Origin of the sequence: Nonomuraea sp. B12E4 (assembly GCF_039871825.1) — a bacterium.
In the GTDB taxonomy this organism is placed as follows: Bacteria; Actinomycetota; Actinomycetes; order Streptosporangiales; family Streptosporangiaceae; genus Nonomuraea.
The window spans coordinates 521,878-544,314 of the sequence record NZ_JBDPME010000001.1; the positions used below are offsets into that span (position 1 = coordinate 521,878).

Annotated in this window: 25 protein-coding genes and 1 tRNA gene; 12 read left to right on the forward strand and 14 right to left on the reverse strand. The window is 70.7% G+C overall.

All coding sequences use genetic code 11. The features are described from left to right. Positions 1-25: 25 nt before the first annotated feature. The 6 genes from ABGB18_RS02320 to ABGB18_RS02345 form a co-directional block, all read right to left on the reverse strand. Positions 26-961 carry a potassium channel family protein gene (locus tag ABGB18_RS02320; RefSeq protein WP_347693603.1) on the reverse strand — a complete coding sequence of 312 codons (936 nt, stop codon included), beginning with the start codon at positions 959-961 and terminating at the stop codon, positions 26-28. Beyond that, positions 958-1,299 (reverse strand): hypothetical protein, encoded by a 342-nt coding sequence (locus ABGB18_RS02325; protein ID WP_347693604.1) that lies wholly within the window; start codon positions 1,297-1,299, stop codon positions 958-960. Before ABGB18_RS02325 ends, ABGB18_RS02320 begins: the two co-directional genes overlap by 4 nt. A gap of 43 nt (positions 1,300-1,342) precedes the next feature. Then, entirely contained in the window at positions 1,343-1,858 is a 516-nt protein-coding gene (locus ABGB18_RS02330; protein ID WP_347693605.1) for a DoxX family protein, read from the reverse strand. A 422-nt stretch (positions 1,859-2,280) separates the two neighbouring features. Further along, positions 2,281-2,643 (reverse strand): fluoride efflux transporter CrcB, encoded by a 363-nt coding sequence (gene crcB / locus ABGB18_RS02335; RefSeq protein WP_347693606.1) that lies wholly within the window; start codon positions 2,641-2,643, stop codon positions 2,281-2,283. After that, positions 2,640-3,008: a DUF190 domain-containing protein gene (locus ABGB18_RS02340; RefSeq protein WP_347693607.1), complete on the reverse strand. Its 369-nt coding sequence runs from the start codon at positions 3,006-3,008 to the stop codon at positions 2,640-2,642. The genes crcB and ABGB18_RS02340 overlap by 4 nt, the downstream gene beginning before the upstream one ends. After that, positions 3,005-3,499 carry a CrcB family protein gene (locus ABGB18_RS02345; RefSeq protein WP_347693608.1) on the reverse strand — a complete coding sequence of 165 codons (495 nt, stop codon included), beginning with the start codon at positions 3,497-3,499 and terminating at the stop codon, positions 3,005-3,007. Before ABGB18_RS02345 ends, ABGB18_RS02340 begins: the two co-directional genes overlap by 4 nt. Before the next feature lie 326 nt (positions 3,500-3,825). Here ABGB18_RS02345 and ABGB18_RS02350 point away from each other — a divergent pair, with 326 nt between their 5' ends. Continuing rightward, positions 3,826-4,143 carry a tyrosine-type recombinase/integrase gene (locus tag ABGB18_RS02350; RefSeq protein WP_347693609.1) on the forward strand — a complete coding sequence of 106 codons (318 nt, stop codon included), beginning with the start codon at positions 3,826-3,828 and terminating at the stop codon, positions 4,141-4,143. Between the two features lie 68 nt (positions 4,144-4,211). Here ABGB18_RS02350 and ABGB18_RS02355 read toward each other — a convergent pair. Then, positions 4,212-4,288: transfer RNA gene (locus ABGB18_RS02355), tRNA-Pro, on the reverse strand. Positions 4,289-4,382: 94 nt separating this feature from the next. Between ABGB18_RS02355 and ABGB18_RS02360 the strand changes: the two genes are divergently transcribed. The 4 genes from ABGB18_RS02360 to ABGB18_RS02375 all read left to right on the forward strand — a co-directional run bounded on the left by ABGB18_RS02360 (position 4,383) and on the right by ABGB18_RS02375 (position 6,592). Beyond that, positions 4,383-4,808: a hypothetical protein gene (locus tag ABGB18_RS02360; protein WP_347693610.1), complete on the forward strand. Its 426-nt coding sequence runs from the start codon at positions 4,383-4,385 to the stop codon at positions 4,806-4,808. A gap of 68 nt (positions 4,809-4,876) precedes the next feature. Continuing rightward, on the forward strand, positions 4,877-5,422 hold the full coding sequence (locus ABGB18_RS02365) for a hypothetical protein (protein WP_347693611.1): 546 nt from the start codon (positions 4,877-4,879) through the stop codon (positions 5,420-5,422). Positions 5,423-5,429: 7 nt separating this feature from the next. Further along, on the forward strand, positions 5,430-6,383 hold the full coding sequence (locus ABGB18_RS02370; protein WP_347693612.1) for a hypothetical protein: 954 nt from the start codon (positions 5,430-5,432) through the stop codon (positions 6,381-6,383). 11 nt (positions 6,384-6,394) lie between these two features. After that, positions 6,395-6,592, forward strand: coding sequence for a hypothetical protein (locus ABGB18_RS02375; RefSeq protein ID WP_347693613.1), 198 nt, complete (start codon positions 6,395-6,397; stop codon positions 6,590-6,592). 119 nt (positions 6,593-6,711) lie between these two features. On the opposite strand, the gene ABGB18_RS02380 is transcribed toward ABGB18_RS02375, so the two are convergent. Both ABGB18_RS02380 and ABGB18_RS02385 read right to left on the reverse strand, forming a co-directional pair. Beyond that, positions 6,712-7,125, reverse strand: coding sequence for an ATP-binding protein (locus ABGB18_RS02380; protein WP_347693614.1), 414 nt, complete (start codon positions 7,123-7,125; stop codon positions 6,712-6,714). Between the two features lie 16 nt (positions 7,126-7,141). Continuing rightward, a complete protein-coding gene (locus ABGB18_RS02385; RefSeq protein WP_347693615.1) occupies positions 7,142-7,912 on the reverse strand; it encodes a SigB/SigF/SigG family RNA polymerase sigma factor in 771 nt (256 codons plus the stop codon). Positions 7,913-8,087: 175 nt separating this feature from the next. Between ABGB18_RS02385 and ABGB18_RS02390 the strand changes: the two genes are divergently transcribed. Continuing rightward, positions 8,088-8,444 (forward strand): STAS domain-containing protein, encoded by a 357-nt coding sequence (locus tag ABGB18_RS02390; RefSeq protein WP_347694289.1) that lies wholly within the window; start codon positions 8,088-8,090, stop codon positions 8,442-8,444. A 12-nt stretch (positions 8,445-8,456) separates the two neighbouring features. Here the strand turns inward: ABGB18_RS02390 and ABGB18_RS02395 are convergent, their stop codons facing one another. Further along, entirely contained in the window at positions 8,457-9,173 is a 717-nt protein-coding gene (locus ABGB18_RS02395; protein WP_347693616.1) for a GAF and ANTAR domain-containing protein, read from the reverse strand. A gap of 64 nt (positions 9,174-9,237) precedes the next feature. On the opposite strand from ABGB18_RS02395, the gene ABGB18_RS02400 reads away from it, so the two are divergent. Continuing rightward, complete coding sequence (locus tag ABGB18_RS02400; RefSeq protein ID WP_347694290.1) at positions 9,238-11,064, forward strand: GAF domain-containing SpoIIE family protein phosphatase; 1,827 nt, start codon at positions 9,238-9,240, stop codon at positions 11,062-11,064. Positions 11,065-11,170: 106 nt separating this feature from the next. Next, positions 11,171-12,274 carry a glycosyltransferase gene (locus ABGB18_RS02405; protein ID WP_347693617.1) on the forward strand — a complete coding sequence of 368 codons (1,104 nt, stop codon included), beginning with the start codon at positions 11,171-11,173 and terminating at the stop codon, positions 12,272-12,274. A 50-nt stretch (positions 12,275-12,324) separates the two neighbouring features. Here the strand turns inward: ABGB18_RS02405 and ABGB18_RS02410 are convergent, their stop codons facing one another. After that, positions 12,325-13,380 carry a helix-turn-helix domain-containing protein gene (locus ABGB18_RS02410; protein WP_347693618.1) on the reverse strand — a complete coding sequence of 352 codons (1,056 nt, stop codon included), beginning with the start codon at positions 13,378-13,380 and terminating at the stop codon, positions 12,325-12,327. A gap of 75 nt (positions 13,381-13,455) precedes the next feature. On the opposite strand from ABGB18_RS02410, the gene ABGB18_RS02415 reads away from it, so the two are divergent. Both ABGB18_RS02415 and pruA read left to right on the forward strand, forming a co-directional pair. Next, positions 13,456-14,373, forward strand: coding sequence for a proline dehydrogenase family protein (locus ABGB18_RS02415; protein WP_347693619.1), 918 nt, complete (start codon positions 13,456-13,458; stop codon positions 14,371-14,373). After that, complete coding sequence (gene pruA, locus ABGB18_RS02420) at positions 14,374-15,999, forward strand: L-glutamate gamma-semialdehyde dehydrogenase (RefSeq protein ID WP_347693620.1); 1,626 nt, start codon at positions 14,374-14,376, stop codon at positions 15,997-15,999. Between the two features lie 182 nt (positions 16,000-16,181). On the opposite strand, the gene ABGB18_RS02425 is transcribed toward pruA, so the two are convergent. Next, positions 16,182-17,036: a DUF72 domain-containing protein gene (locus ABGB18_RS02425; protein ID WP_347693621.1), complete on the reverse strand. Its 855-nt coding sequence runs from the start codon at positions 17,034-17,036 to the stop codon at positions 16,182-16,184. Between the two features lie 74 nt (positions 17,037-17,110). On the opposite strand from ABGB18_RS02425, the gene ABGB18_RS02430 reads away from it, so the two are divergent. Beyond that, positions 17,111-17,851: an endonuclease/exonuclease/phosphatase family protein gene (locus ABGB18_RS02430; RefSeq protein ID WP_347693622.1), complete on the forward strand. Its 741-nt coding sequence runs from the start codon at positions 17,111-17,113 to the stop codon at positions 17,849-17,851. A 173-nt stretch (positions 17,852-18,024) separates the two neighbouring features. Next, positions 18,025-19,149, forward strand: coding sequence for a mandelate racemase/muconate lactonizing enzyme family protein (locus tag ABGB18_RS02435; RefSeq protein WP_347693623.1), 1,125 nt, complete (start codon positions 18,025-18,027; stop codon positions 19,147-19,149). 31 nt (positions 19,150-19,180) lie between these two features. Here the strand turns inward: ABGB18_RS02435 and ABGB18_RS02440 are convergent, their stop codons facing one another. Both ABGB18_RS02440 and ABGB18_RS02445 read right to left on the reverse strand, forming a co-directional pair. Further along, a complete protein-coding gene (locus tag ABGB18_RS02440; RefSeq protein WP_347693624.1) occupies positions 19,181-20,641 on the reverse strand; it encodes a class II fumarate hydratase in 1,461 nt (486 codons plus the stop codon). Continuing rightward, on the reverse strand, positions 20,638-22,335 hold the full coding sequence (locus ABGB18_RS02445) for an NAD-dependent malic enzyme (protein ID WP_347694291.1): 1,698 nt from the start codon (positions 22,333-22,335) through the stop codon (positions 20,638-20,640). Before ABGB18_RS02445 ends, ABGB18_RS02440 begins: the two co-directional genes overlap by 4 nt. Between the last annotated feature and the right edge of the window lie 102 nt (positions 22,336-22,437).

A 22,437-nucleotide genomic window follows, 5' to 3' on the forward strand; every position in this document is an offset into this window, starting at 1 on the left:
CGGGCTCCCGACGAAAACGACAAACTCATGGACACCGCTCTTCACCGCCCGAGGCGGATATGTCCGGCTCGCTCCGGAGGGCGGGCAGGGAGCCCGTACAGGTGCCATGATCGGAGGCGTACCACGCGAAGACGTCGGCCGTGGCCGCCCCAGTGTGCAGGAAGCGCTCGTCCAGGATGGTGGCCAGGTCGTCCAGCGCCGCGCGCAGCATCGTGGCGGAGAGCCGGACGTCGGGATGGCTGGCGTTCCCCGCCAGCTCGGCGAGGCTGGCGGCGTGGCCGATCTGCCTGGGCAGCGAGGTGTTCTCGTCGCCGTCGTAGAAGTAGTACGACTCGGAGTACTGGAGGAAGTCGACGGTGATGACCGAGATGGTCGAGGCCAGGCCGTCCAGCAGGGCGGCGCCTCCGTCCGAGTCGATTTCCTGGGAAGTCACCCCGCCGCGGCACACGTGGGACAGGCGCAGCGCGAGCGCACGGCGGCGGGCCAGGGCGGGATAGATGCCGAGGATCCACGACACGGTCGCCGACAGGAGGGCGAAGCCGACGAGCGCCTCCAGCGGGCCGGCGATGCGCAGCCAGCCCGCGGCCGGCGCGATGTCCCCGAGGCCGAGGGTGGCGAGCGTGACCAGGGAGACGTACAACGCGTCCACCGGCTCCGCGTGCTCGGCTGGGACGAGTTTGGAGGAGTACGTGAAGCTCTCCGGCATGTGCGGCCAGTAGATCAGTGCCCACCCGACGGCCACGGTCAGCGCCCACACCCCGACGACGCAGACCATGCCCAGGGGGCCGGCGACCCCGGCTGCGCGCCGCCGGGCGCTCAGGCGTGAGGACAGGTGCCACATGCCCGTCATCACCAGCCTGCTCAGGCCGCCGTGGCGGGTTGGATGCCAGATCGTGTGAAATATGTCCCGGAGGATGGCCATCACGAGGGCGGCACCGAGGAGCGTCACGAACCATGTCATGTCCTGCCCCTTCCCCGCCAGGGGCGGTGTCCTCCCACGCGCTGAGGCGGTCCGGGCCCCGTGGGGGTGGCCGCGCGGGCCTCCTTCTCCCCGTCGATCTTGGTGAGGAAGTAGTCGGCTCCCAGATCGTGGCAGCGGGCGGGCAGGTAGGACAGCAGGTGCCAGATGATGACCATGATGGAGCGGCCGACGGCGACCACGGCCCGGAGCCGGCCGCGGCGTTTGGCGATGCGCCGGTAGCGTTCGCCGAGGAAGGTGCCGGTGCGGCTGGGATCTTGATCAGGACGTCCTCCAGCAGCTTCTCCAGCCGCCGCCAGTAGCGGGTGCGGCGGTGACATCCTCGGCACGCGGCGTGCCCTCAGCCATGACAACCGCCCCTCCTCACGCAGGCGCTCCTGCGGGCCGGGCAGGCCCCGTCAGCGCCGGGTAGCCGGATAACCGGCGCCGCGCTCGTGGGTCGTGCCTGAGCGCGATCAGGGCGGCATCCAGCGAGTGGCGGCCGGCACCGGCGATGAACAGGAACACGCTGCCGCACACCATCGCCAGATCCGTCCGGGCCTCGTGCGCGAAGTCCCACCATCCGCTTTCACCGACATACAAGGTGCCCTGTCCCCACAGGATGGGCAGTTTGGTGGTGCCCAGCGCGACGACCATATCGACGATCATCGGAACGGCGGCCAGCCGGGTCAGCAACCCCGCCAGGATCAGCAGGCCGCAGCCGATCTCGAACACTCCGACCAGCGGCGCCAGGATACCCGGAAACGGGATGCCGGCCTTGGCGAAGCGGCCCTCGGCCAGCACGTCCGGGAAGAGGAACTTCTGCACCCCCTCCGAGAGAAAGATCGCTCCGACGTAGAGACGGATCCAGGCCACCGCGCCGGGCGCCTGCGTGCGCACCAGCCGCGGCCACCATCCTCCAAGCCGCTCCATCCTCCTCAAGCCCTTCCTCGGTCGCGCATGAGCATGGCTCCGGTGATGTGATGGCGTGGGTCATCCTCGGCGTACTGCATCCGATCGGGGCCCCTCTCACGTGGCATGATGCCTGCCTCGTACCCCGATATCGACCCCCGATGCCAGGAGATGCCGCAACCGGGGAAACGTACCGATGGGCGAGCCCGCAGCCCGGCGGCCGCAAACAGTCGCCGGCCGTCGGCGCGTACTGAGCGGCGAGCGGCTTCCCGCCGCGCACGGTGGGATCGAGCCGCGCCAGGTCGAGCCCGTTGACCTCAGCCCGACGTGACCCGCGTGGTCGTGCGCCATCCAACGCCTCACCGAAGCCGCCGTCCGTCCAGCAGGGCGCCACCCGCCGGCCCAGCCGGTCAGCCGGTTACGGCCTGGGCGACCAGCAGCCCCATCGACCCCGCGCCGAGCCCGGCCACCACGCTGGCGATGATGTTGGCCAGGGCGTAGAAGCGGGAGCCGTCCTGCGCCAGCCGCAGTGTCTCGTAGCTGAAGGTGGAGTACGTGGTCAGCGCGCCGCAGAAGCCGGTGCCGAGGAGCGCCGACCAGGCCGCGTCGGCGGGCAGGCCCGCGAGCAGGCCCAGGAGGAACGACCCGGTCAGGTTGACGGCCAGAGTGCCCCAGGGGAACGCCGAGTCGTGCCGGGCCTGGATCAGACGATCGGTGAGGTAGCGCAGCGGCGCACCGACCGCAGCGCCGAGCGCCACCAACAGCATCGTCACCGGCTGCCCTCATCTCCGCCCGCCTGGCCGGGCGTGCGGCCCGCATAGCGGATCACCTCGACTTCGTCCAGGATGACCAGCCCTTCGCTGATCAGCTCGTCCAGCTGGGGCAGGAAGGCGCGGATCTTCTCCTCGGCATCGACGATGATGACGGCCACCGGCAGGTCCTCCGACAGCGACAAGATGCGAGTGGTATGGACCAGGTTGGAGGCGCCGTAGCCCTCCATGCCGCGAAACACGCTCGCGCCGGCCAGACCGGCCGCGTGTGCCCGGTGCACGATCTCGTGGTGCAGCGGCTTGTGGTGCCAGGTGTCGGTGTCGCCGATGAAGACGGTCAGCCGCATCGCGGGTCCGTGCAGTTTCACCGCTGCCTCCTGTGTTCGCTGCGGCGCCGGGCGATTGCCAGTGCCTGTCGGGTGATGGCTGCGCCGGCCCAGACCCCCAGCAGCGCGGCGACCAGCGTGGCGGCCAGGTAGGCCAGGGCCACCCCGGGCACGCCGGCACGCATCGCGGTGTGGATCTCGATGACGTAGGTGGAGAAGGTGGTGTAGCCGCCCAGCACGCCGACACCCCAGAACGGGCGCAGCAGCCGCTGCCCGGTCCACACCTGGTCGACGAGCGCCATGAGCACGCCGATCAGCAGGCAGCCCGACACGTTGATCAGGAACGTGGACCACGGGAAGCCGGTCGGGGCGTGCGGGAGCGCGACGGAGATCCCGTAGCGCGCCAGGGCGCCCAGCACACCGCCCGCGGAGACGGACGCCAGCACCGGCCAGGCCCGCGGGCGTAGCTCCCCACGCACACCGGGGACATGGACATCGACGTCGGGATCGACGGGTGTGACAGGCTCGTCCATTCAGCTCCCTACCAGAACGACAAGCATTCCCTCCTGGTAGGGACCGTTGGCGACGCTCACCGCGGTTTCCCCGGACGATCGGGGGCGGCGGGCCCCACCGCCGCGAACCTCGCTTGTCGATCGAGATCCTCACGCCCTACTCTACCGGCCGCCTTTCCCAAGCTGCCGCCTCGGGCCTCTCCCGCGTACCGGGGGTGCTGTACTGGCGGTAACCGCTGATCGAGTGATCCGCGTTCTTCGCCCGTCGCAGGTGTAGATCACGTTGTGTGATCACCGGGTGCGTATGTCTTCCAGGTTCCGCCGACTTCTGCTGCCAAGTTCCCGGCATGGAAGACGGGCAGGGGAGGTGGAAGGACCACGGCCTGGTCTTTGCGTCTCTGGTGGGTACGCCGCTCGACGCGCATGACGTCCGTAGAGCGTTCCGGAAGATCGTCAAGGATGCGGGGATACCCGCCTACTGCCGGACGCCTCGCGAGATGCGGCACAGCTTCGTCTCGCTGTTCTCCGACTCCGGCGTCCCCCTGGAGGGCATCGTCCGGCTTGTCGGCCACAGCGGGAGAGTCGTCACCGAAGCCGTCTACCGTAGGCAGATCCGGCCCGTACTCCTGGGCGGAGCTGCGGCGATGGACAAGCTCTTCACCTGATGGCCACTCGCCAGATGCGAAAGGGTGTCACCCTGATGAGTGACACCCTGCTCGACCAGCAAAGAGCCTGGTCGGGACGACAGGATTTGAACCTGCGACCCCTTGACCCCCAGTCAAGTGCGCTACCAAGCTGCGCTACGTCCCGGTTGTGTCGGCCGCCCCCTTCGGGGCGGGACGTCATAACCTTAGCGCACATCGGAGGTGCACGCGCACACGTGAAGCGGGAGTGGAGGTGGCCGGTGGGGCGGAAGTCGACCATTGATCGGCGGGAGCTGGCCAGGTTGGTCGCCGAGGGGATGAGCGTGCAGGAGTTGGCCGCGCACTTCGGGGTCAGTGAGTCCGGGGTGCTGCAGGCCAAGCGGGCCGCCGGGCTGGCCAAGCCGATGCTCGACCACAGCGGGGCCCTGCCGTGGAAGCTCACCCGCGCCCACAGCCAGTCCGGGCCCGCCACCAATCTGCGCAACCTGTCGGCCGCCGCGCAGGGCAAGCCACCCGCGTCCGAGCGGTTGAACACCGCGCTCCGGTGGGCGCAGCGGCTCGTGGACGCGGGCCTCGACGTACGGTACGACGCCGCGGAAGGGTTCACCGAGGTCGCCGCCGCATCAGAGGGCTCACATGTCGCATCCGTTCTCGAGGCGGCCAGGAGGGGCCTGGAAGCCCGCTGAGGGCGCGAGTTTCGAAGCAGTGCTCGCGGGCAGTCGCTGGTCTCGACAAGAGACCGGAGGCGAACATCATGACCACCTACATCTGGGTGGCCGTCGTCGTGGTCGCGGTGGTGGCGCTCGCCGCAATCGGCTATATCGGGCTGCGGCAGCAGCGTCGCAACCACCTCCGCGAACGTTTCGGCCCCGAGTACGAACGCATGGTCTCCGAGCGGGACACCCGGCGGGAGGCGGAGGAAGAACTCCTCAGCCGTGAACAGCGGCACGCCGAGCTGGACATCCGGCCCCTGACGGACGAATCCCGAGACACCTACGCGCACCGGTGGACGGAAGTGCAGGAGCGCTTCGTCGACGCGCCCGCCTCCGCGGTGACCGAGGCCGATCGGCTGGTCACGGCGGTCATGGAGGAGCGCGGCTACCCGACGGAGGGTTTCGAGCAGCGGCTGTCCGACCTGTCGGTGGGGCACGCGCAGACTCTCGACCACTACAGGGCGGCTCACGAGATCAGTGGGCGGGCGGCCAGGGAGGAGTCCTCCACGGAGGAACTCCGGCAGGCCATGGTGCACTACCGCACGCTGTTCGAGGACCTGCTGCAAGAGACCACACGAGGACGGTGAGACACATATGAGCAGCGACGAGCTGAGAGTGCCGTCGCAACGCGGCGATGACTCCACGACTTCCCACGGAGACGTCGGGTCCACCCCCCACGCCGCACAACGTCCCGGCAGCGGTGGGGAGCCGGCTCACGAAGAGGGCGATCAGCGGCGTGGTGACCCGGCGAAGGCCGATCCCGTCAAGGCCGACGCCGAGGCCGAGCGGGAGGAAATGGTCACGGGGAAGGGCGAGGGGGCCATGGGGAGGAGCGAGGGCGGGCGCGAGCGGCTCGCCGATGGCGACGAGCGCGCCCGTGACGAGGCTCTCCGCGATGACGCGGAGGCCGGGCTGAGGTCTCCGCGGATGGACGACGAGTACGCGGCGGCCGTCCCCGGTGCCGTCAGCACCCCCGAACGCGGGTACGACGACGACACCCCCTACCGGGATCCCTACGCCCGGACCGGCGGTGACATGCTGGCCGAGCCCGCACCCACCCCCGGCGTCACCGAGGCTCCGGCGGGTCGCGAGCCCGCCGCCGTCCCCGGTGCGGCCACCGTTCCCGCCCACGCTCTCCCCGATGAGGGTGGGCTGTTCGACCAAGATCCCGGCCAGGTGCAGGCTCGCTGGCGCGAGGTGCAGACGTCCTTCGTGGACGATCCCGGCGAGGCGGTCCAGCGCGCCGACGGCCTGGTGGGCGAGGTGGTCGAGTCCCTCACCAGCAGCCTGAACAGCCGTACGAGCGCCCTGCGCGGCCGCTGGAAGGACGCCGAGGCCCCCGACACCGAACAGCTCCGCCAGGCCCTGCGCGACTACAGGAGCGTCCTGGAGCGCCTGCTGGCCCTCTCCAGCCGAAGCCTCCCCGGTCAGGGCCAGGCCCACGACCAGGGCCTTGCGAGTCAGGGATTCACAGGCCAGGGCATCCCTGGTCGGGGGATTCCGGAGCAGGGGCTTTCGAGCCGGGGAATCCTTCGAGCCGGGGAATGAGGTGACACGACATGCTCGCAGTGGTCGCAGCGATCGTCTTCGGGCTGGGCTTCCTGCTCGACCTGGTCGGCGTGCGCATTCCCGGCGGGTTCTCCGGGATGACCTTCGCCCTGCTGGGGCTGACCCTGCTGGCGCTGCATCAGGCCGGCGTCGGCACGGCGTCCATCCGTAGCGGATACAGCAACTGGCGCGGTCGGACCCGCCGGTGAGCAGGGGGACAAGTACCCACCGGTGAGCAGTATCCGCCGGTGAACAGGAGGCCGGACAAGGACCGGAGGCCGCGGTGGCGGCCCCCGGTCGAGTCATGGTCGGAGAAGTGAACTCAGCGTCAGCCCTTGCCCGGGAAACGCATGATCACAGTGCTCCCGCCCCGGCCGACCCGCAAGGTCAGGTCGGAGGAGAGGAGGCGGGCCACCCACAGGCCCATGCCACCCACGGCGCCCGGGATCGGCCCCGGCTTCCACCGGCCCTGGTCGTGGATCTCGACGACCAGGGCCCCGTCGACCGTCCAGGTGCGTATCCAGGCATCGTCCGCGCCATGGGTGACGGCGTTGGTGGCCACCTCGTTGACGGCGATGACGAAGTCGCCGATGGCCTCCTCGGGTATGCCGGAGGCGCGGGCTTCGTCCTCGGCGAACTGCCGGACCAACGGCAGGCCCGGCAGCCGGAAGCGGAGCTCTTTCACGGGCGCGCCGGGTGGCGGGCTCGTGTAGCCCGACTGAGGCTCTACGTCCTCGTTCACCCGACGACCGCCTTCTTCAGCCGACCAGCTCGGTGCGGAGCTGGTCGAGCACCTTGCGGAGTATACGTGAGACGTGCATCTGCGAGATCCCGAACTCCGCGGCGATCTCGGCCTGGGTCATGTTGCCGAAGAACCGCAGCAGCAGGATGTGCTTCTCACGGGAGGGGAGCGCGTCGATGAGAGGCTTGACGGCTTCCCTGTCGACCATGTTGCTCAGCGTGTCGTCGTCCTCGGGGATGACGTCGCCGAGCGAGGCGGCGTCGTCGTCGGTGCCGAGCGGCGCGTCGAGCGACAGGGTGCTGTACGCGGCGGAGGCGTCGAGTGTCAGCAGGACGTCCTCCTCGGTGATGTTCATCTTGGCGGCCAGCTCCGCCACGGTCGGCGACCTGCCCAGGTCCTGGCTGAGGTCGGCCACGAGCCTGTTGAGCTCCGAGCGGCGCTCCTGGTAGAGCCGAGGCACCCGGATGGCCCAGGTGCGGTCGCGGAAGTGGCGCTTGACCTCGCCGGTCATCGTCACGACCGCGTAGCCCCTGAACGCGTGACCGAGGCTCGGGTCGAAGCCGTTGACGGCCTTCATCAGGCCAACGTACGCGGCCTGGAGGAGATCTTCCAAAGGTTCGCCGCGGTAGCGGTAGCGCCTGGCGATCTCCATGGCCAGCGGCCGGTGCATCTCGACGATGCGCTCGCGCAGCCGCTCCTTGTGGCTGCCGGGCGTGTCCTCCCTGACCATTTCGGCCAGGAGGTCTTCTGCTGTCATCTCCTCGAGGATGTATTCCTGCACAGCCATGGCTGCTCCTCATATGGATCGCAGGCGTCCTCTCCCAGCAGAAAAAGCCCAGGCAGAGGCACGCCTCGCTCTACTCTCGAGACGAAAGCCCTCTGCTGGACTTCGGATCCAGTGTCCCCCGTGTGGCGTGAAGTATTCCTCCCTGGTGTGGTGACAGTAGGGTTGCTCCGTGACAATGCCGGAGAACGGCGAGGGGCACGTTGCGGCCCTCAGCCTGACGTCGTCGACCGTTGACGGGATCACCGTGGTGACCGTCGATGGTGTGCTCGACGCCACGACGCGCGAGCAGTTCGCCGATTACCTGTCCATGGCGGGCTCAAACCTCATCCTTGACCTGGCCGGGGTGACGTTCATGGATTCGCGCGCGCTCGGGCTGATCGTGCACCACTGGCAGACGAGCCTGGCCTCGGGGGCCCGGTTCGCGCTGATCGGTGTGGAGTATTCGAAGTCCAAGGTGATGTGGATCACCGGGCTGGCGCAGCGCCTGCCGCTCTACGACACGCTCGACGACGCCCTGGCCGCCATCGGCTGAGGCCGCCCGACGTCAGCGTTTCGACTTGTGCTGGTGCTCGTCGACCAGCATCCTGGCCAGGTCGGCCACCTTGACCTGGTGGTGCTGGGAGATCCTGCGCAGCTCCTCGAACGCCTCGTCGGACGTGCATCCGCGGGTCTGCATGATGATGCCCTTGGCCTGGTCGATCAACGACCGCCCGGCCAGGGCCTCCTGGAGCTGGGCGGCGTCGGTGCGCACCTCCTCGAAGTCCCACATGTTGGCCATGGCCACGCCGACCTGCTCGGTCAGCATGTCGGCCAGCGAGTGGGCCCCGAGCGGGGAGAAGGCCCCCGGCCGGACCGAATACAGGCCCACGACCAGCACGGCCGGGGTCACGTCGATGGGGACGACGAGCACGGAGCGCACGCCCCAGCGGCTGGCCAGGGCGTCGTAGCGGGGCCAGCGGGTGTCGCTGAGCACGTCGGTCACGGCGGCGCGGGCGCCGCTCTGCCTGGCCTCGGTGGCGGGGCCCTCACCCAGCTCCCGCTCTCCCTCGACGAGCATGATGAGCTCACTGTGTGAGCCGGAGACCAGGACCCGCTGGTCGCGCCAGTGCTCGGCGGAGGCTCCGGAACACCCGGGCACACCGGCCGCCAGTGCCGTCGTGAGCCCGCGTAGCACGCTTTCCGTCGAGGTGTCCTCGCCCAACCGGCCGAGGGCGGCCAGATCCCGGGCGAGACCGGGGGTGATCATCGCGGTCGATTCCATAGCGATTAGCCTCTACCCGATATGGCCCCCCTTATCCCGAGTGGCGTAGCGTCAGAGGGTGACCATGCCCGACCTCGAACACGCGCTGGACGCGCTGGCGGGGCGCGTCTCCTCGTTGCGTGAGGCGAGGGTGGCCTATCCCGCCGACCTCGCGCCCACGCTGGACGCCGCCCTGGCCGAGCTCGACACCGCCGCCGAGCTGCTGGCCGCGGCCGGCGAAGCGCTGCGCAAGGCGCCCAAACGGCCCGGCAGCAAGAAAGACGGGGCGCAGCGGGAGCTGAAGCTGCTGCGCCAGGTGTTCCGGGCCTTCCCGGTGCCGGTCGTGGTGCTCGACGGCGGCGGCGTGGTCAGGCGGATCAACCCCGAGACCTCCCGCATGCTCGGCAGCCCTGACGGCTATCTGGTCGGCCGGTCGTTCCCGCTGCTGGTGGACGTGTCGCGGCGGGCGGCCTTCCGCTCGCACCTGACGTCGGTGCTGCAGACCGGGCAGCCCGCGGCCTTCGAGACGCGGCTGGCGCACCAGGGGCGCACGCACACGGCCCAGGTGGCGCTGACCAGGCTGACGATGCCGGGCGAGCCGCAGCAGATGGTGGCGGCGGTGGTGCTGCCGACCCAGGTGCAGCTACCCGAACCGGGTGCGCGGCGGCCCGAGGCGTCCGACGGCGCGCTGCTGCTGACCGCCGCCAAGCGGCAGGACCTGCTGGTCAGGATGGCCACGCTGCTGCTGGACGAGGAGACGCTGCTGCGGCCCGTCGCGCTGGCGCGGGCGACCCGGCTGCTGGCCTCCGAGTGGGCCGACTGGGTGATCGCCGACATGGTGCGCGCCGGGCTGCCGCAGCGTTCCGTCGTCGTGGCGCCGAAGGACCAGCCGATCGGTGAGCTCGTGCGTCAGGTGGAGTCCTCCGACCCGGTGGGCAGCCAGGTGATCCTGCAGGTGCTGGAGCGTGGCTCCGGCGTGGTGTACGAGATGGTGGACGACGAGACGCTGCTCGGGTTCTGCGCCGAGGGGCCGCTGCTGACCGCGATGGGCGCGGGTTCGATGCTGTGCGTGCCGATCGGGTCAGGCGACGGCGTGCTGACGCTGGTGCGTACGCACGAGAGGCAGCCGTTCGCGCTGGCGGACCTGGCCGTGATGCAGGAGGTCGGGCTGCAGATCGGCCTGGCCGTACGGGCCCAGACGAGCTTCCAGCGCCACTCGCAGGCGGCGGACGCGCTGTCGGCCAGCGTCGCGCCGCGCAAGCTGCCGGACGTGCCCGGCTACGAGGCCGCGGCCGTCTACCACCCGGGCTCGTCGGTGGGGGCCGAGTTCTACGACGTGTTCCCCGTCTCGGGCGGGTGGGGGTTCGCGCTGGGCGGCGCGGCGGGCAAGGGCGAGGAGGCGGCCTCGGTCAGCGCCCTGGTCCGCGGCGGGCTGCGGGTGCTGAGCGCCTGGGAGTCCGATCCCGCCACGGTGATGCGCAAGGTCAACGAGGCCCTGATCGCGCAGGGCACCGGCATGTTCGTGATGGCCGTGGCGGGGTTCGTCCACGGCCGCGAGATCAGCCTGTCGTCGGCCGGGCACCATCCGGCGGTGCTGCTGCAGTCCGACGGCGTCGTGCGCTTCGGTGCCGGCGGCGGCGTGCCGCTGGGTATCTCGCCCGAGGCGGAGACCGGCGTCGAGAAGCTGACGGTGGGCCCGGGGGAGACGCTGGTGCTCTACTCCGAGGGCCTGGTCTCCTCCAGGAACGACCGCGGCGAGCCGTACGGCGAGGAGCGGCTGGCCGACGTGCTCGGCCGGTGCGCGGGCCAGTCGCCGTCCACCGTGGTCAAGACGGTGGAGGCCGACCGGCACGCGTTCTCGGGCGGCCAGGTGTGGGACGAGATCGTGGTGCTGGCCCTCCGGGGTGCCTGATCTGCGGATGTTTGCGGTCGGCGGAAACCCGGGTATGGTCGAAGTTGCAGATCGATGTGCCTAAGACGCAGGCATACCTTTCACGCTTTCCACGCTGAGGTGTGCCATGAATATTGCGATCGTCGCATCCGCCGGGGGAAACCAGCGTCACCGCATCATCTCCGTAGCACGCGAGCTGGGACGCGAGCATCACGTCACCATCTACTCCCGCCGTGACAACGCCGAGGGCAAGCCCAAGACGCGGGTGGCCCCGGGCGTCATGCTGGAGCAGATCGACGTGGGCCCGGCCATGGATCTCCAGGCCGACGAGGTGGCGCCCTACCTCAACGACGTGGGCCACCATCTGATGGAGCGGTGGAGCCACGAGCGCCCGGACGTGATCCACGCGCACTCGTGGACCTGCGGTCTGGCCGCGGTGGCGGGTGCGAAAGGTCTGGGCGTCCCCGTGACCCAGACCTTCTACGGCATGGACTCCATGCACCAGGACCTGGAGCGGGCGCTCGGGCGCCGGGCCAACGCGGTCATCGCGGGCTCGGGCGACCAGGAGTCGGCGCTGATCCGGCTCGGCGTGCCGCGCGGCAACATCGCCGTCGTCCCCTACGGCGTCGACACCGAGCGTTTCCAGCGCCGCGGCGCGGTGGCCACCCGCGGCGCCCGCAGGCGGCTGCTGCACGTGGGCCCGCTCACCGCGGACCGCGGCGCGGACACCGTCGTACGCGCGCTGCAGGGCCTCGGCGACGTCGAGCTGATCATCGCCGGCGGGCCGGAGCCCGAGGACCTCGACAACGACCAGGACGCCCGCCGCCTGCGCGCCCTGGCGGAGCAGCTCGACGTGGCCGACCGGATCACGCTGCTCGGCCAGGTGAAGCGGGCCGCGGTGCCGAAGCTGATGCGCAGCGCGGACGCCGTGGTGTCGGTGCCGCGCGAGGCCGTCACGGGGATCGTCGCGCTGGAGGCGATGGCCTGCGGCGTCCCGGTGATCGCCTCGGCCGTCGGCGCGCACCTGGACTCCGTCATCGACGGCGTCACCGGCCTGCTGGTCCCGCCGGACCGGCCGGCACGCACCGCCCGGCTGGCCCGCGAGCTGCTGTGGGACCCGACCCTGCGCACCGCGCTCGGCTACGCGGGCGCCGACCGGGCGCGCTCGCGCTACTCCTGGGAGCGCGTCAGCCAGGAGCTCGTACGCGTCTATGAGGCGGCCTGCGCCTGACCCCGTGACCCACACTCCGGCAGGCGGCCCGGCCGCCTGCCGGAGGCATGTCAGGTGCGCAACCTGGCGGCCTTGAGACCCAGGTGCAGGGCGAGACGGTCGTCGCCGTCCGACAGGTCCCGGTGGGTGAGCCGCTCGGCCTTGCCCAGCCGGTAGTAGAGCGTCTGGCGGTGGATGCCCAGCTCGGCGGCGCTCTTCTGGACGTGGCCGCCCCGGTCGAGATAGACCTCCACCGTCTGGGCCAGCTCGGCGTCCAGCGCCTCCGCCTCGGCGGCCAGCTCGCGCAGGTCCGCCGGGCCCAGCCGGGCCAGCAGGCGGTGCACGCCCAGGTCCGCCCAGTGGGCGACGGGGGCGTAGCGGGGGAAGTGCTCGGCGATGCGCAGGGCCTGGCGGGCCTCGCGCCAGCTCAGCCAGGCGTCGGCCGGGTCCTCCCGGGTGGCGCCGATGCCGGCGGCGGTGCCGTGCGCGCTCTGGATGGTATGCGCCACCTCGGCGGCGAGGTGGGCGGGGGCCAGCAGGGCGACGGGCGAGCCCGGGCGGGCCAGGACGCCGCGCGGGAGCGTCCACAGGGTGGCGACGCGCTCCTGTGACTCGCGCACGGCGACGGCGGCGACCGGGCCCTGTGCCTCGATGGCCGCGGCGGCGCGCTCCTCGGGATCGGCGGAGAGCAGGGCGCGCAGGCCGTGGCCGAGATCCTGCCTGCTCCTGGCCTCCTGGGCGAGCTCGGCGGCGGCCCTGGCGACGAGCGGGGCCGCGGCCGCGAGCGTGCCGTCGGTGAACTCGCCCGAGTCGAGCAGCCACAGGTAGCCGTAGGTGACCTCGCGGTGCCGCAGCGGCCAGCAGACCCTGGCCAGCACCTTGAGCTCGGCGTCGGCCGGGATCCTGACCGGGCCCTCGGCCCTGGCGATGCCGTAGCGTTCGAAGTATTCGCGAACCTCGCGCGTGGCGCGGCGGCGCAGGATCGACTCCTGGCGGACCGTGTCGATGTCGCCGTGCTGCGCCCCGTAGGCCAGCAGGCGGAACGAGCGGTCCTCCAGCGTCGCGGACGCCCCCAGCCGGGCGGCGATCTCGTCGACGATCTCTTGTAGGTCTGCGGAGTTGTGCATTTGTACGACAGCCTGCCACAGGTCGCGTTACGAGCGTCGATGGCCCCCTCTGAGCTGCGTTTTTAGACTGGAACCATGCTCGGTCAACTGCTGCTCGCCGCCTCCGGGAGCCGCCTCGTGCGCCGCTCCGTGTCAGGCTTCCCGCTCACCAGGAAGGTCGTCGAGCGGTTCGTCGCGGGGGAGAGCGTCCAGGAGGTCCGCGACGCCGTCGAACGCCTGCGCGACACCAACCTGGCCGTGAGCGTCGACCATCTCGGCGAGGAGACGCGCGACGCGCGGGCCGCCGAGAACACCGCCGACGCCTACCTCACGCTCCTGAACGCCCTGCGGCCGCTGCAACTGGGCGGCCGGGGTGAGGTGTCGGTGAAGCTGTCGGCCCTCGGGCAGCGGCTCGACGACGCGATGGCCCTGGAGTACGCCCGCGAGATCTGCGCCGCCGCCGCGATCAACGGTTCGAGCGTCACGCTCGACATGGAGGACCACACCACGGTCGACTCGACGCTCACCATCCTGCGCAAGCTCCGCGAGGACTATCCCACGACGGGCGTGGCGATCCAGGCCTACCTGTTCCGCAGCGAGGAGGACTGCCGCGACCTGGCCTCGGAGGGCTCCCGGGTGCGCCTGGTCAAGGGCGCCTACCGCGAGCCCGCCTCCGTCGCCCACCAGGGCAGGAGCGCCGTGGACAGGGCGTTCGTACGATGCCTGCGGGTCCTCATGGCGGGGAAGGGGTACCCCATGGTGGCGACGCACGACGACCGCATGATCGCGATCACGGAACTGCTCGCCGACCGGTTCGGGCGCAGAGTCGGCGACCACGAGTTCCAGATGCTCTACGGAATCCGGACCGACCGGCAGGAGGCCCTGGCCGGGGCCGGTCACACGGTCCGCGTCTACGTCCCCTACGGCGACGACTGGTACGGCTACTTCATGCGCCGCCTCGCCGAGCGGCCGGCCAACGTCGCCTTCTTCCTTCGTGCCCTTGGGGGTAAGTAAATGGATGCCATCAGCAACGTCCCCGTCCCCGCCAACGAGCGGGTGTACGGCTACGCGCCCGGCAGCGCCGAGCGTTCGGTGCTGGAAGACCGCGTCAAGGAACTGGCCGGGTCCTCGATCGACCTGACCATGACCATCGACGGGGAGCAGCGCCTCGGCGGTGGCGCCCCCATCGACGTGGTCCAGCCGCACAACCATGCCTCCGTCCTGGGCCGTGCCAACGACGCCACGGCCCGGGACGTGCAGGACGCCATAGACGCGGCGCTGCGGGCGGCCCCCGCCTGGCGGGCGTTGTCGTTCGACGAGCGGGCCGCGATCTTCCTGAAGGCCGCCGACCTGCTGTCCGGCCCGTGGCGGGCGACGCTCAACGCCGCGACCGTGCTGGGGCAGTCCAAGTCGGCGCAGCAGGCGGAGATCGACGCCGCCTGCGAGCTGATCGACTTCCTGCGGTTCAACGTGGCCTACGCGCGGCAGATCTACGCCGAGCAGCCGATCTCGTCGCCCGGCGTGTGGAACAGGATGGAGTACCGGCCGCTCGAAGGCTTCGTGCTGGCGATCACGCCGTTCAACTTCACCGCCATTGCTGGAAATTTGCCGACTTCTGCCGCGTTGATGGGTAATGTCGTCGTCTGGAAGCCGTCGCCCACCCAGCAGTTCGCCGCGCACTTCACGATGCGGCTGCTGGAGGCCGCCGGTCTCCCGCCGGGCGTCATCAACATGGTCACCGGCAACGGGCAGGCCGTCTCCGAGGTGGCCCTCTCGCACCCCGCGCTGGCCGGCGTGCACTTCACCGGCTCGACCGCGACCTTCCAGCACCTGTGGCGCACGGTCGGCACCAACATCGCCTCCTACCACGGCTACCCGCGCCTCGTCGGCGAGACCGGCGGCAAGGACTTCGTGCTCGCGCACCCGTCCGCCGACCCGGCCGTGCTCTCGACGGCGCTGGTCAGGGGCGCGTTCGAATACCAGGGGCAGAAGTGCTCGGCCGCCTCGCGAGCCTACGTGCCGCGCTCGGTCTGGGACCGCATGCGTGACGACTTCGTCGCCGTGTCCGAGTCGCTGACCGTGGGCGACGTGGCGGGCGACCTGTCGGCGTTCATGGGGGCGGTGATCGACGACCGGGCGTTCGCCAAGCACAAGGAGGCCATCGACCGGGCGCGGGCGGCCGGCGGCATCGACGTCCTCACCGGCTCGTACGACGACTCCGTCGGATATTTCGTGAAGCCGACCATCCTGGAGTGCGCCGACCCCACCGACGAGATCTTCGTCAAGGAGTACTTCGGCCCGATCCTGGGCGTGCACGTCTACGAGGACCGCGACTTCGACACGGTGCTCGACCAGATGGAGGGCATCGCCCCGTACGCGCTGACCGGCTCGCTCATCGCCCAGGACCGCTACGCCATCGCGGCGGCCTCGGAGCGGCTGCGCTTCGCGGCCGGCAACTTCTACGTCAACGACAAGCCGACGGGCGCGGTCGTGGGCCAGCAGCCGTTCGGCGGCGCCCGGGCCTCGGGCACCAACGACAAGGCGGGCTCGATCTACAACCTGATCCGCTGGGTCAACGCCCGGACGATCAAGGAGACGTTCGTCCCGCCGACCGACCATCGCTACCCGCACATGGGCTGACCCGCGACCGACACGCCCGGCTGGCCGCCAGCCGGGCGTGTCGTGTGTCCGGAGTGGTTGACGCGCAGGCCGTGACGATCGACGCCGACGGCATACCAGAGCAATGTTCCGGTGTTTCTCCGGGAAGGAGCCGGGGTCACCGACCCCACCGCGCCGATCCTGCTCATCGCCCAGCAGAGGGCTCAGAAGAGGGTCAGGGGCTCCTCGTCCGCCATCGGCTCGGGGAGCGGGTCGAGCTCCGGCACCGCCGCGCGGACCTCGTCGTGGAACCGGCGGGCGAGCGTCAGCGCGTCGGCGTTGTCGGGGGTGTGGATGAACACCGTCGGCGAGCGGCCCTCGCGCAGCCACCGCGTCGCCTCCTCGACCCACGGCCGCCAGCCCTCGACCGTGCGCTCGGTGGCGTCGCGGCCCAGGTAGCGGACGATCGGGTGGGCGGTCAGGGCCCGGGAACGGCGGGGCAGGCGCGGCTTCTTCGTCCACGCGTCGCGCTCGGCGTCGCTGGCCGGCGGGCTCCGGAAGAGCACGGTCGTGTCGAACGGGACCCACTCGGCACCGACGGCGGCCAGGACCTGTTCGAGGCGGCGGGCGGCGCGCTCGTCCTCGAAGAAGGCGCGGTGGCGGACCTCGACGGCGTAACGGTGCGAGCGGGGCAGGCGGTGCAGGAAGGCCGCCAGGGCGCCGAGGTCGGCCGGCCCGAACGAACCGGGGAGCTGCACCCAGAGCGCGTGCGCCCGGGGCCCCAACGGCTCGATGGCCGCAAGGAACGCCTGCAGCTCCGCCTCCGCGCCGGTGAGGCGGTGCTCGTGCGTGATCGGCTTGGGCAGTTTGACCACGAAACGGAAGTCGGGGCCGGTCTGCCGGACCCACGACTCGACCGTGCTCCGCGTCGGGGTCGCGTAGAACGTCGTGTTGCCCTCCACCGCGTCGCACCACGTCGCGTACGCGCGCAGGCGATCACCGGCGGGGAGCTGGGCGGGCAGGAACCGCCCCTGCCAGCGCGCGTGAGTCCACATCGCGCATCCCACGTGAAGCCGCATGCCCTCGACGGTATCGGATGTTCGCTGAGACGCTGTCACCGTCGCCGATCATCATATGAGGGGAAAACGAGCCCATGCCGATCTACCTCGTCCTCGCCCTGGTCCTGGCCGCGGTCTTACCGGCCGCCGCCGAGGCGCAGGAGTTCCGTGTCCTGCAGCTCAACCTGTGCCACAGCGGCGTCAACACCTCCTGCTACCACGGGGACGCCACCATCCAGGAGGCCACCACCGTCATCACCGCGCGGCAGCCCCACGTCCTGTCGCTCAACGAGATCTGCCGTAATGACGTGGCCCTGCTGGCCCCGGCCATGGGCAACGGCTTCAGCGCCTTCGCCCCCGCCCGCCGCCCCGACGGCACCCCGGTGCGCTGCACCAACGGCGACGAGTACGGCAACGGCCTGATCTTCCGCTCGCCCGCCGCGGGGACGGTCTTCTCCGGCCAGTACGCCACCCAGGACAGCGGATCGGAGAAACGCGTCTACGTCTGCGCCGAGTTCCCCGACCTGGTCGCCTGTAGCACCCACCTGTCGACCACCGGCAACGTCGCCATGGCGCAGTGCAAGGCGGCCATCGCCGTGCTGCGCGACCGGGCCGTGGCCGGGAAGCCGGCCGTGCTGGCCGGGGACTTCAACCTCAAGTACGCCCCGCTGTTCGGGCCGGACGTGCAGGACTGCAACGTGGCGCCCTTCTTCAGGAAGGGGGACGGGAGCGTGCAGCACGTGTTCGCGGCCAACGTGGGGTTCGTCAGGACCGAGGTGGTCGGCATGCGCAACACCGACCATCCCGGGCTGCACGTCGTCCTCACCCGCCCCTGAGGGCACGCCGGGCGCCGGCTTCCGCTGCCGGCGGTCCGGCGGTCCGGCGGTCCGGCGGTTCGTGGGTTCGCGGGTCCGTGGGTCCGTGGGTCCGTGGGTTCGCGAATGTTGTCATATGAGTTACGCATTTATATGATGACTGACACCCTGTCGACCTCTGCCCCGGGACCGCCATGCCTTCCGACCGCATCCGCCACGTAGCGCTCTCCTCCGTCGTGCTGCCCCTGGACGTCCCCGCCAGCGACGCCAAGGTGCTCACCGGACGGCAGAAGCCGATGGCCGAGATCGTCTTCCTCTTCGCCGAGATCGCGACCGAGGACGGCCACGGCGGCACCGGTTTCAGCTACTCCAAGCGGGCGGGCGGCCCCGCCCAGTACGCCCACGCCAAGGAGGTCGCGGGCAACCTGATCGGCCAGGATCCCTCCGACATCGGCAAGGTCTACGACACTCTGCTCTGGGCGGGCGCGTCCGTGGGCCGCTCGGGCGTCGCCACCCAGGCCCTGGCCGCGATCGACATCGCCCTGTGGGACTTGAAGGCCAGGCGGGCGGGGTTGCCGCTGGCCAAGCTGCTGGGTGCCTACCGGGATTCGGTCAGGACCTACAACACCTCGGGTGGCTTCCTGCACGCGCCGATCGAGGAGGTGAAGGAGCGGGCCGGCCGGTCGCTGGCGGAGGGGATCGGTGGGATCAAGATCAAGGTGGGTCAGCCGGACATGGGGGCGGATCTGCGGCGGCTGGCGGCGGTGCGTGAGCACCTCGGGGACGTGCCGCTGATGGTGGACGCGAACCAGCAGTGGGACCGGGTGTCGGCGTTGCGGTTCGGGCGGGCGGTGGAGGAGTTCGGGCTGGTCTGGATCGAGGAGCCGCTGGACGCGTACGACGCCGAGGGGCACGCGCGTCTCGCCGCCGCGCTGGACACGCCGATCGCCACCGGCGAGATGCTCTCCAGCGTCGCCGAGCACGTCCGCCTCATCGAGGCGCGCGCCGCCGACATCCTCCAGCCCGACGCCCCGCGCGTCGGCGGCATCACGTCCTTCCTGCGCCTGGCCACCCTCGCCGACCACGCGGGCCTCCAGCTCGCGCCGCACTTCGCCATGGAGATCCACCTCCACCTGGCCGCCGCCTATCCGCGTGAGCCCTGGGTCGAGCACTTCGAATGGCTCAACCCGCTGTTCAACGAACGGCTGGAGACCCGTGAGGGCCGCATGCACGTTCCCGACCGGCCCGGTCTCGGGTTCACGCTCAGCGAGCAGTGCCGCGCATGGACCGTGGACAGCGTGGAGTTCGGCGGGGCATGAGAGCGCGGCGTCGCCACCGTGGCCGCCCCGCTCAGCGTCGTCTGTCGCCGTCCGGAGCGGGCACTCCGGGCCTGGTCAGGCTCTCGGGCCGGACGATCCGGTCGTAGAGGTCCTCCGCGATGCCGCACTGCAGTGCGGCGTCCTTGAGCGGCAGGTTGTGGTCCAGCGCGTGGTGGGCGATGCGGGCGGCCCGGTCGTAGCCCACGACAGGGCTGAGTGCCGTCACCATCATGATCGAGTGGTCGATGTTGTGGCGCAGCCGTTCCGTGTCGAGCTCGGCCCCCTCGACCAGGTAGGTACGGAAATGATCCATCATGTCGGCCAGGAGCCGCGCCGAGTGCAGGACGTTCTTGATGATGACCGGGCGGAAGGCGTTCAGCTCGAAGTTGCCCTCGGCGCCGGCCATCGAGACGGCGGCGTCGTTGCCGGTTACCTGGATGGCGACCATCAGCATGGCCTCGGCCTGGGTCGGGTTGACCTTGCCCGGCATGATCGACGAACCGGGCTCGTTGGCCGGCAGGATCAGCTCGTGCAGGCCGGTACGCGGCCCGGAGCCCAGCCAGCGCAGGTCGTTGGCGAACTTGAACAGCGGCACCGCCAGGGCGCGCAGCGCGGCCGAGGCCCGTACCACGTCGTCGCAGGAGGCCTGGGCGGCGAACTTGTTCGGCGCGCTGGTGAAGGACCGCCCGGTGAGCCGGGCGATCTGCCCGGCCACCTCCTCGCCGAACCCCGGCGGCGCGTTCAGCCCGGTGCCGACCGCGGTGCCGCCGATGGCCAGCCGGTACAGCCCGGTACGGGAGTGCCGCAGGTGGTCGATGGCGTCGCCGAGCTGGGCGGCGTAGCCCGACCACTCCTGGCCGGCGGTCAGCGGCGTGGCGTCCTCCAGATGGGTGCGCCCGATCTTGACCGTGTGCTCCCACTGCCGGCTCTTGGCCGCCGCGCTCTCGCGCAGCCGGGTCGCGGCGGGCAGCACGTGGTCGTCGATGGCCGTCACGGCGGCGATGTGCATGGCGGTGACGAAGGTGTCGTTGGAGGACTGGCCCATGTTCACGTGGTCGTTCGGGTGGATCGGGTCCTTGCTGCCCAGCCGCCCGCCCACCAGCTGGATCGCCCGGTTGGAGATCACCTCGTTGACGTTCATGTTGGACTGGGTCCCCGAGCCGGTCTGCCACACGTACAGCGGGAACTCACTGTCCAGCTCACCGCGGACGACCTCGTCGGCGACCCGCGCGATCAGCTCGGCCTGCCACCCGGGCAGCCGGCCGGCGCGGGCGTTGACGATCGCGGCGGCCTTCTTGATGTAGCCGTAGGCGTGGTAGACGGCTTTGGGCATGCGGTCGTCGCCGATGTCGAAGTGGATCAGGGAGCGCTGGGTCTGGGCGCCCCAGTAGTGCGCGGCCGGCACCTCGATCTCGCCCAGGGAGTCGCTCTCCGTCCGGGTGCCGGTGGCCCGCAGCCCGATCGGCACGTCACGGACCTGCGGCGCGCTCACTGCCCGTTCCCGTGGACACGGCGGTAGACGGGCTGCCACATGGCGTCCTGGACCCGCTGGACGACATCGTGCAGATCGGCGCGGGCCAGGTGCTCCTCGGCGGCCTGGTTCGCGACGGCGACGGCCACGGTGGCGGAGACCGCGCGCAGGTTGTCCACCATCGGCAGCAGGCAGGCGCCCGGGGTGGAGACGTCGACCATGCCGCCGACGGCCTCGGCGGCCGCCTGGAACATGCCGGGGCTGACCCGGCGGGCCCGCGCGACCACCACGCCCAGCCCCAGGCCCGGGTAGAGCAGGGCGTTGTTGGCCTGGGCGATGGCGTAGGTGACGCCGTTGTACGTGATCGGCTCGATCGGGATGCCGGTCGCGATCAGTGCCCGGCCGTCGCTCCAGCGGATCAGGTCGGCGGGCATGGCCTCGATGCGCTCGGTCGGGTTGGAGATCGGGAAGATGATCGGGCGGTCCACGCCCGCCGCCATGGTGCGCACGATCTTCTCGGTGAACGCGCCGTGCGCGGTGGAGGTGCCCAGCAGCATGGTCGGCTTGACGCGCTCGACCACCTCGGCCAGCGAGATGCCGTGCTCGTCGCGGGCCCAGCCGGCGACCTCGTCCCGCGGCCGCGCGTAGGGCTGCTGGTAGTCGCGCAGATCCGTCATGTCGTCGACCAGCAGGCCCTGCTTGTCGATCGGCCAGATCCGCCGGGTCGCGGCGTTGTGGTCCAGGCCGTCGCGGATCATCGCATCGCATAGCTGGTCGGCGATGCCGGTGCCGGCGGTGCCCGCGCCGAAGATGACGATCCGCTGGTCGCGCATCGGGGTCCGGGACACCCGGACGGCGCTGAGCATGGCGGCCAGGACGATGGCGCCGGTGCCCTGCATGTCGTCGTTGAAGGTGCAGATCCGGCCGGTGTATTTCGCCAGGATCCGGCGGGCGTTGGACGGGCCGAAGTCCTCCCAGTGCAGCAGGGCGCCGGGGAACATCCGGGTGGCGGTGGTGACGTAGGCGTCGATGAAGTCGTCGTAGCGCTGCCCGCGTGCCCGCGCGTGCCGGTTGCCCACGTAGGCCGGGTCGTTCAGCAGCCCCTCGTTGTCGGTGCCCACGTCCAGGGCGACCGGGATGACCCGGCCGGGGTCGATGCCCGCGGCGGCGGTGTAGACGGCCAGCTTGCCGGTCGCGATGCCGATGCCGCCGCCGACTCCCCAGTCGCCGATGCCCAGGATCTCCTCGGCGTCGGAGGCCACGATCAGGTCGACGTCATCCGGGCCCAGCCCGACGTTCCTGAACGCCCGCTCGATCCCGGCGGGGTCGTCGACGGACAGGTACACGCCCCTGGGGCGGCGGTACTCGTGGCTGTAGGTCCTGATCGCCTCGGCGACGGTCGGGTCGTACACGATGGGGAGCATCTCCCGCAGGTGATCGACCAGGAGCCGGTAGTACAGCACCTCGTCGCGGTCCCGCAGCGCCTCCAGGTAGACGTTCTTGAGCAGGTCGCTCGGTTGCGCGCGGTACTGCATGTACATGCGCCGTACCTGCTCGTCCAGCGACTCGACCACCGGCGGCAGCAAGCCCTCCAGGCCCAGCTCGGCCCGTTCCTCCGGCGAGAAGGCCGTGCCCTTGTTCAGCAGCGGCTCGTTCAGCACCGCCTGGCCCCGCAGTGACGTCACGAAGCTGCCGTCCGCCTGTTCGGCGAACATGAAGCTCACCAGATCCGGCTTCCTCTTCCCCGGTGACACCATCATCATCCCCCCGCGAACACACCGCCCAGGACACGCCCCTTGGCGACTGCTGCCCTGGCC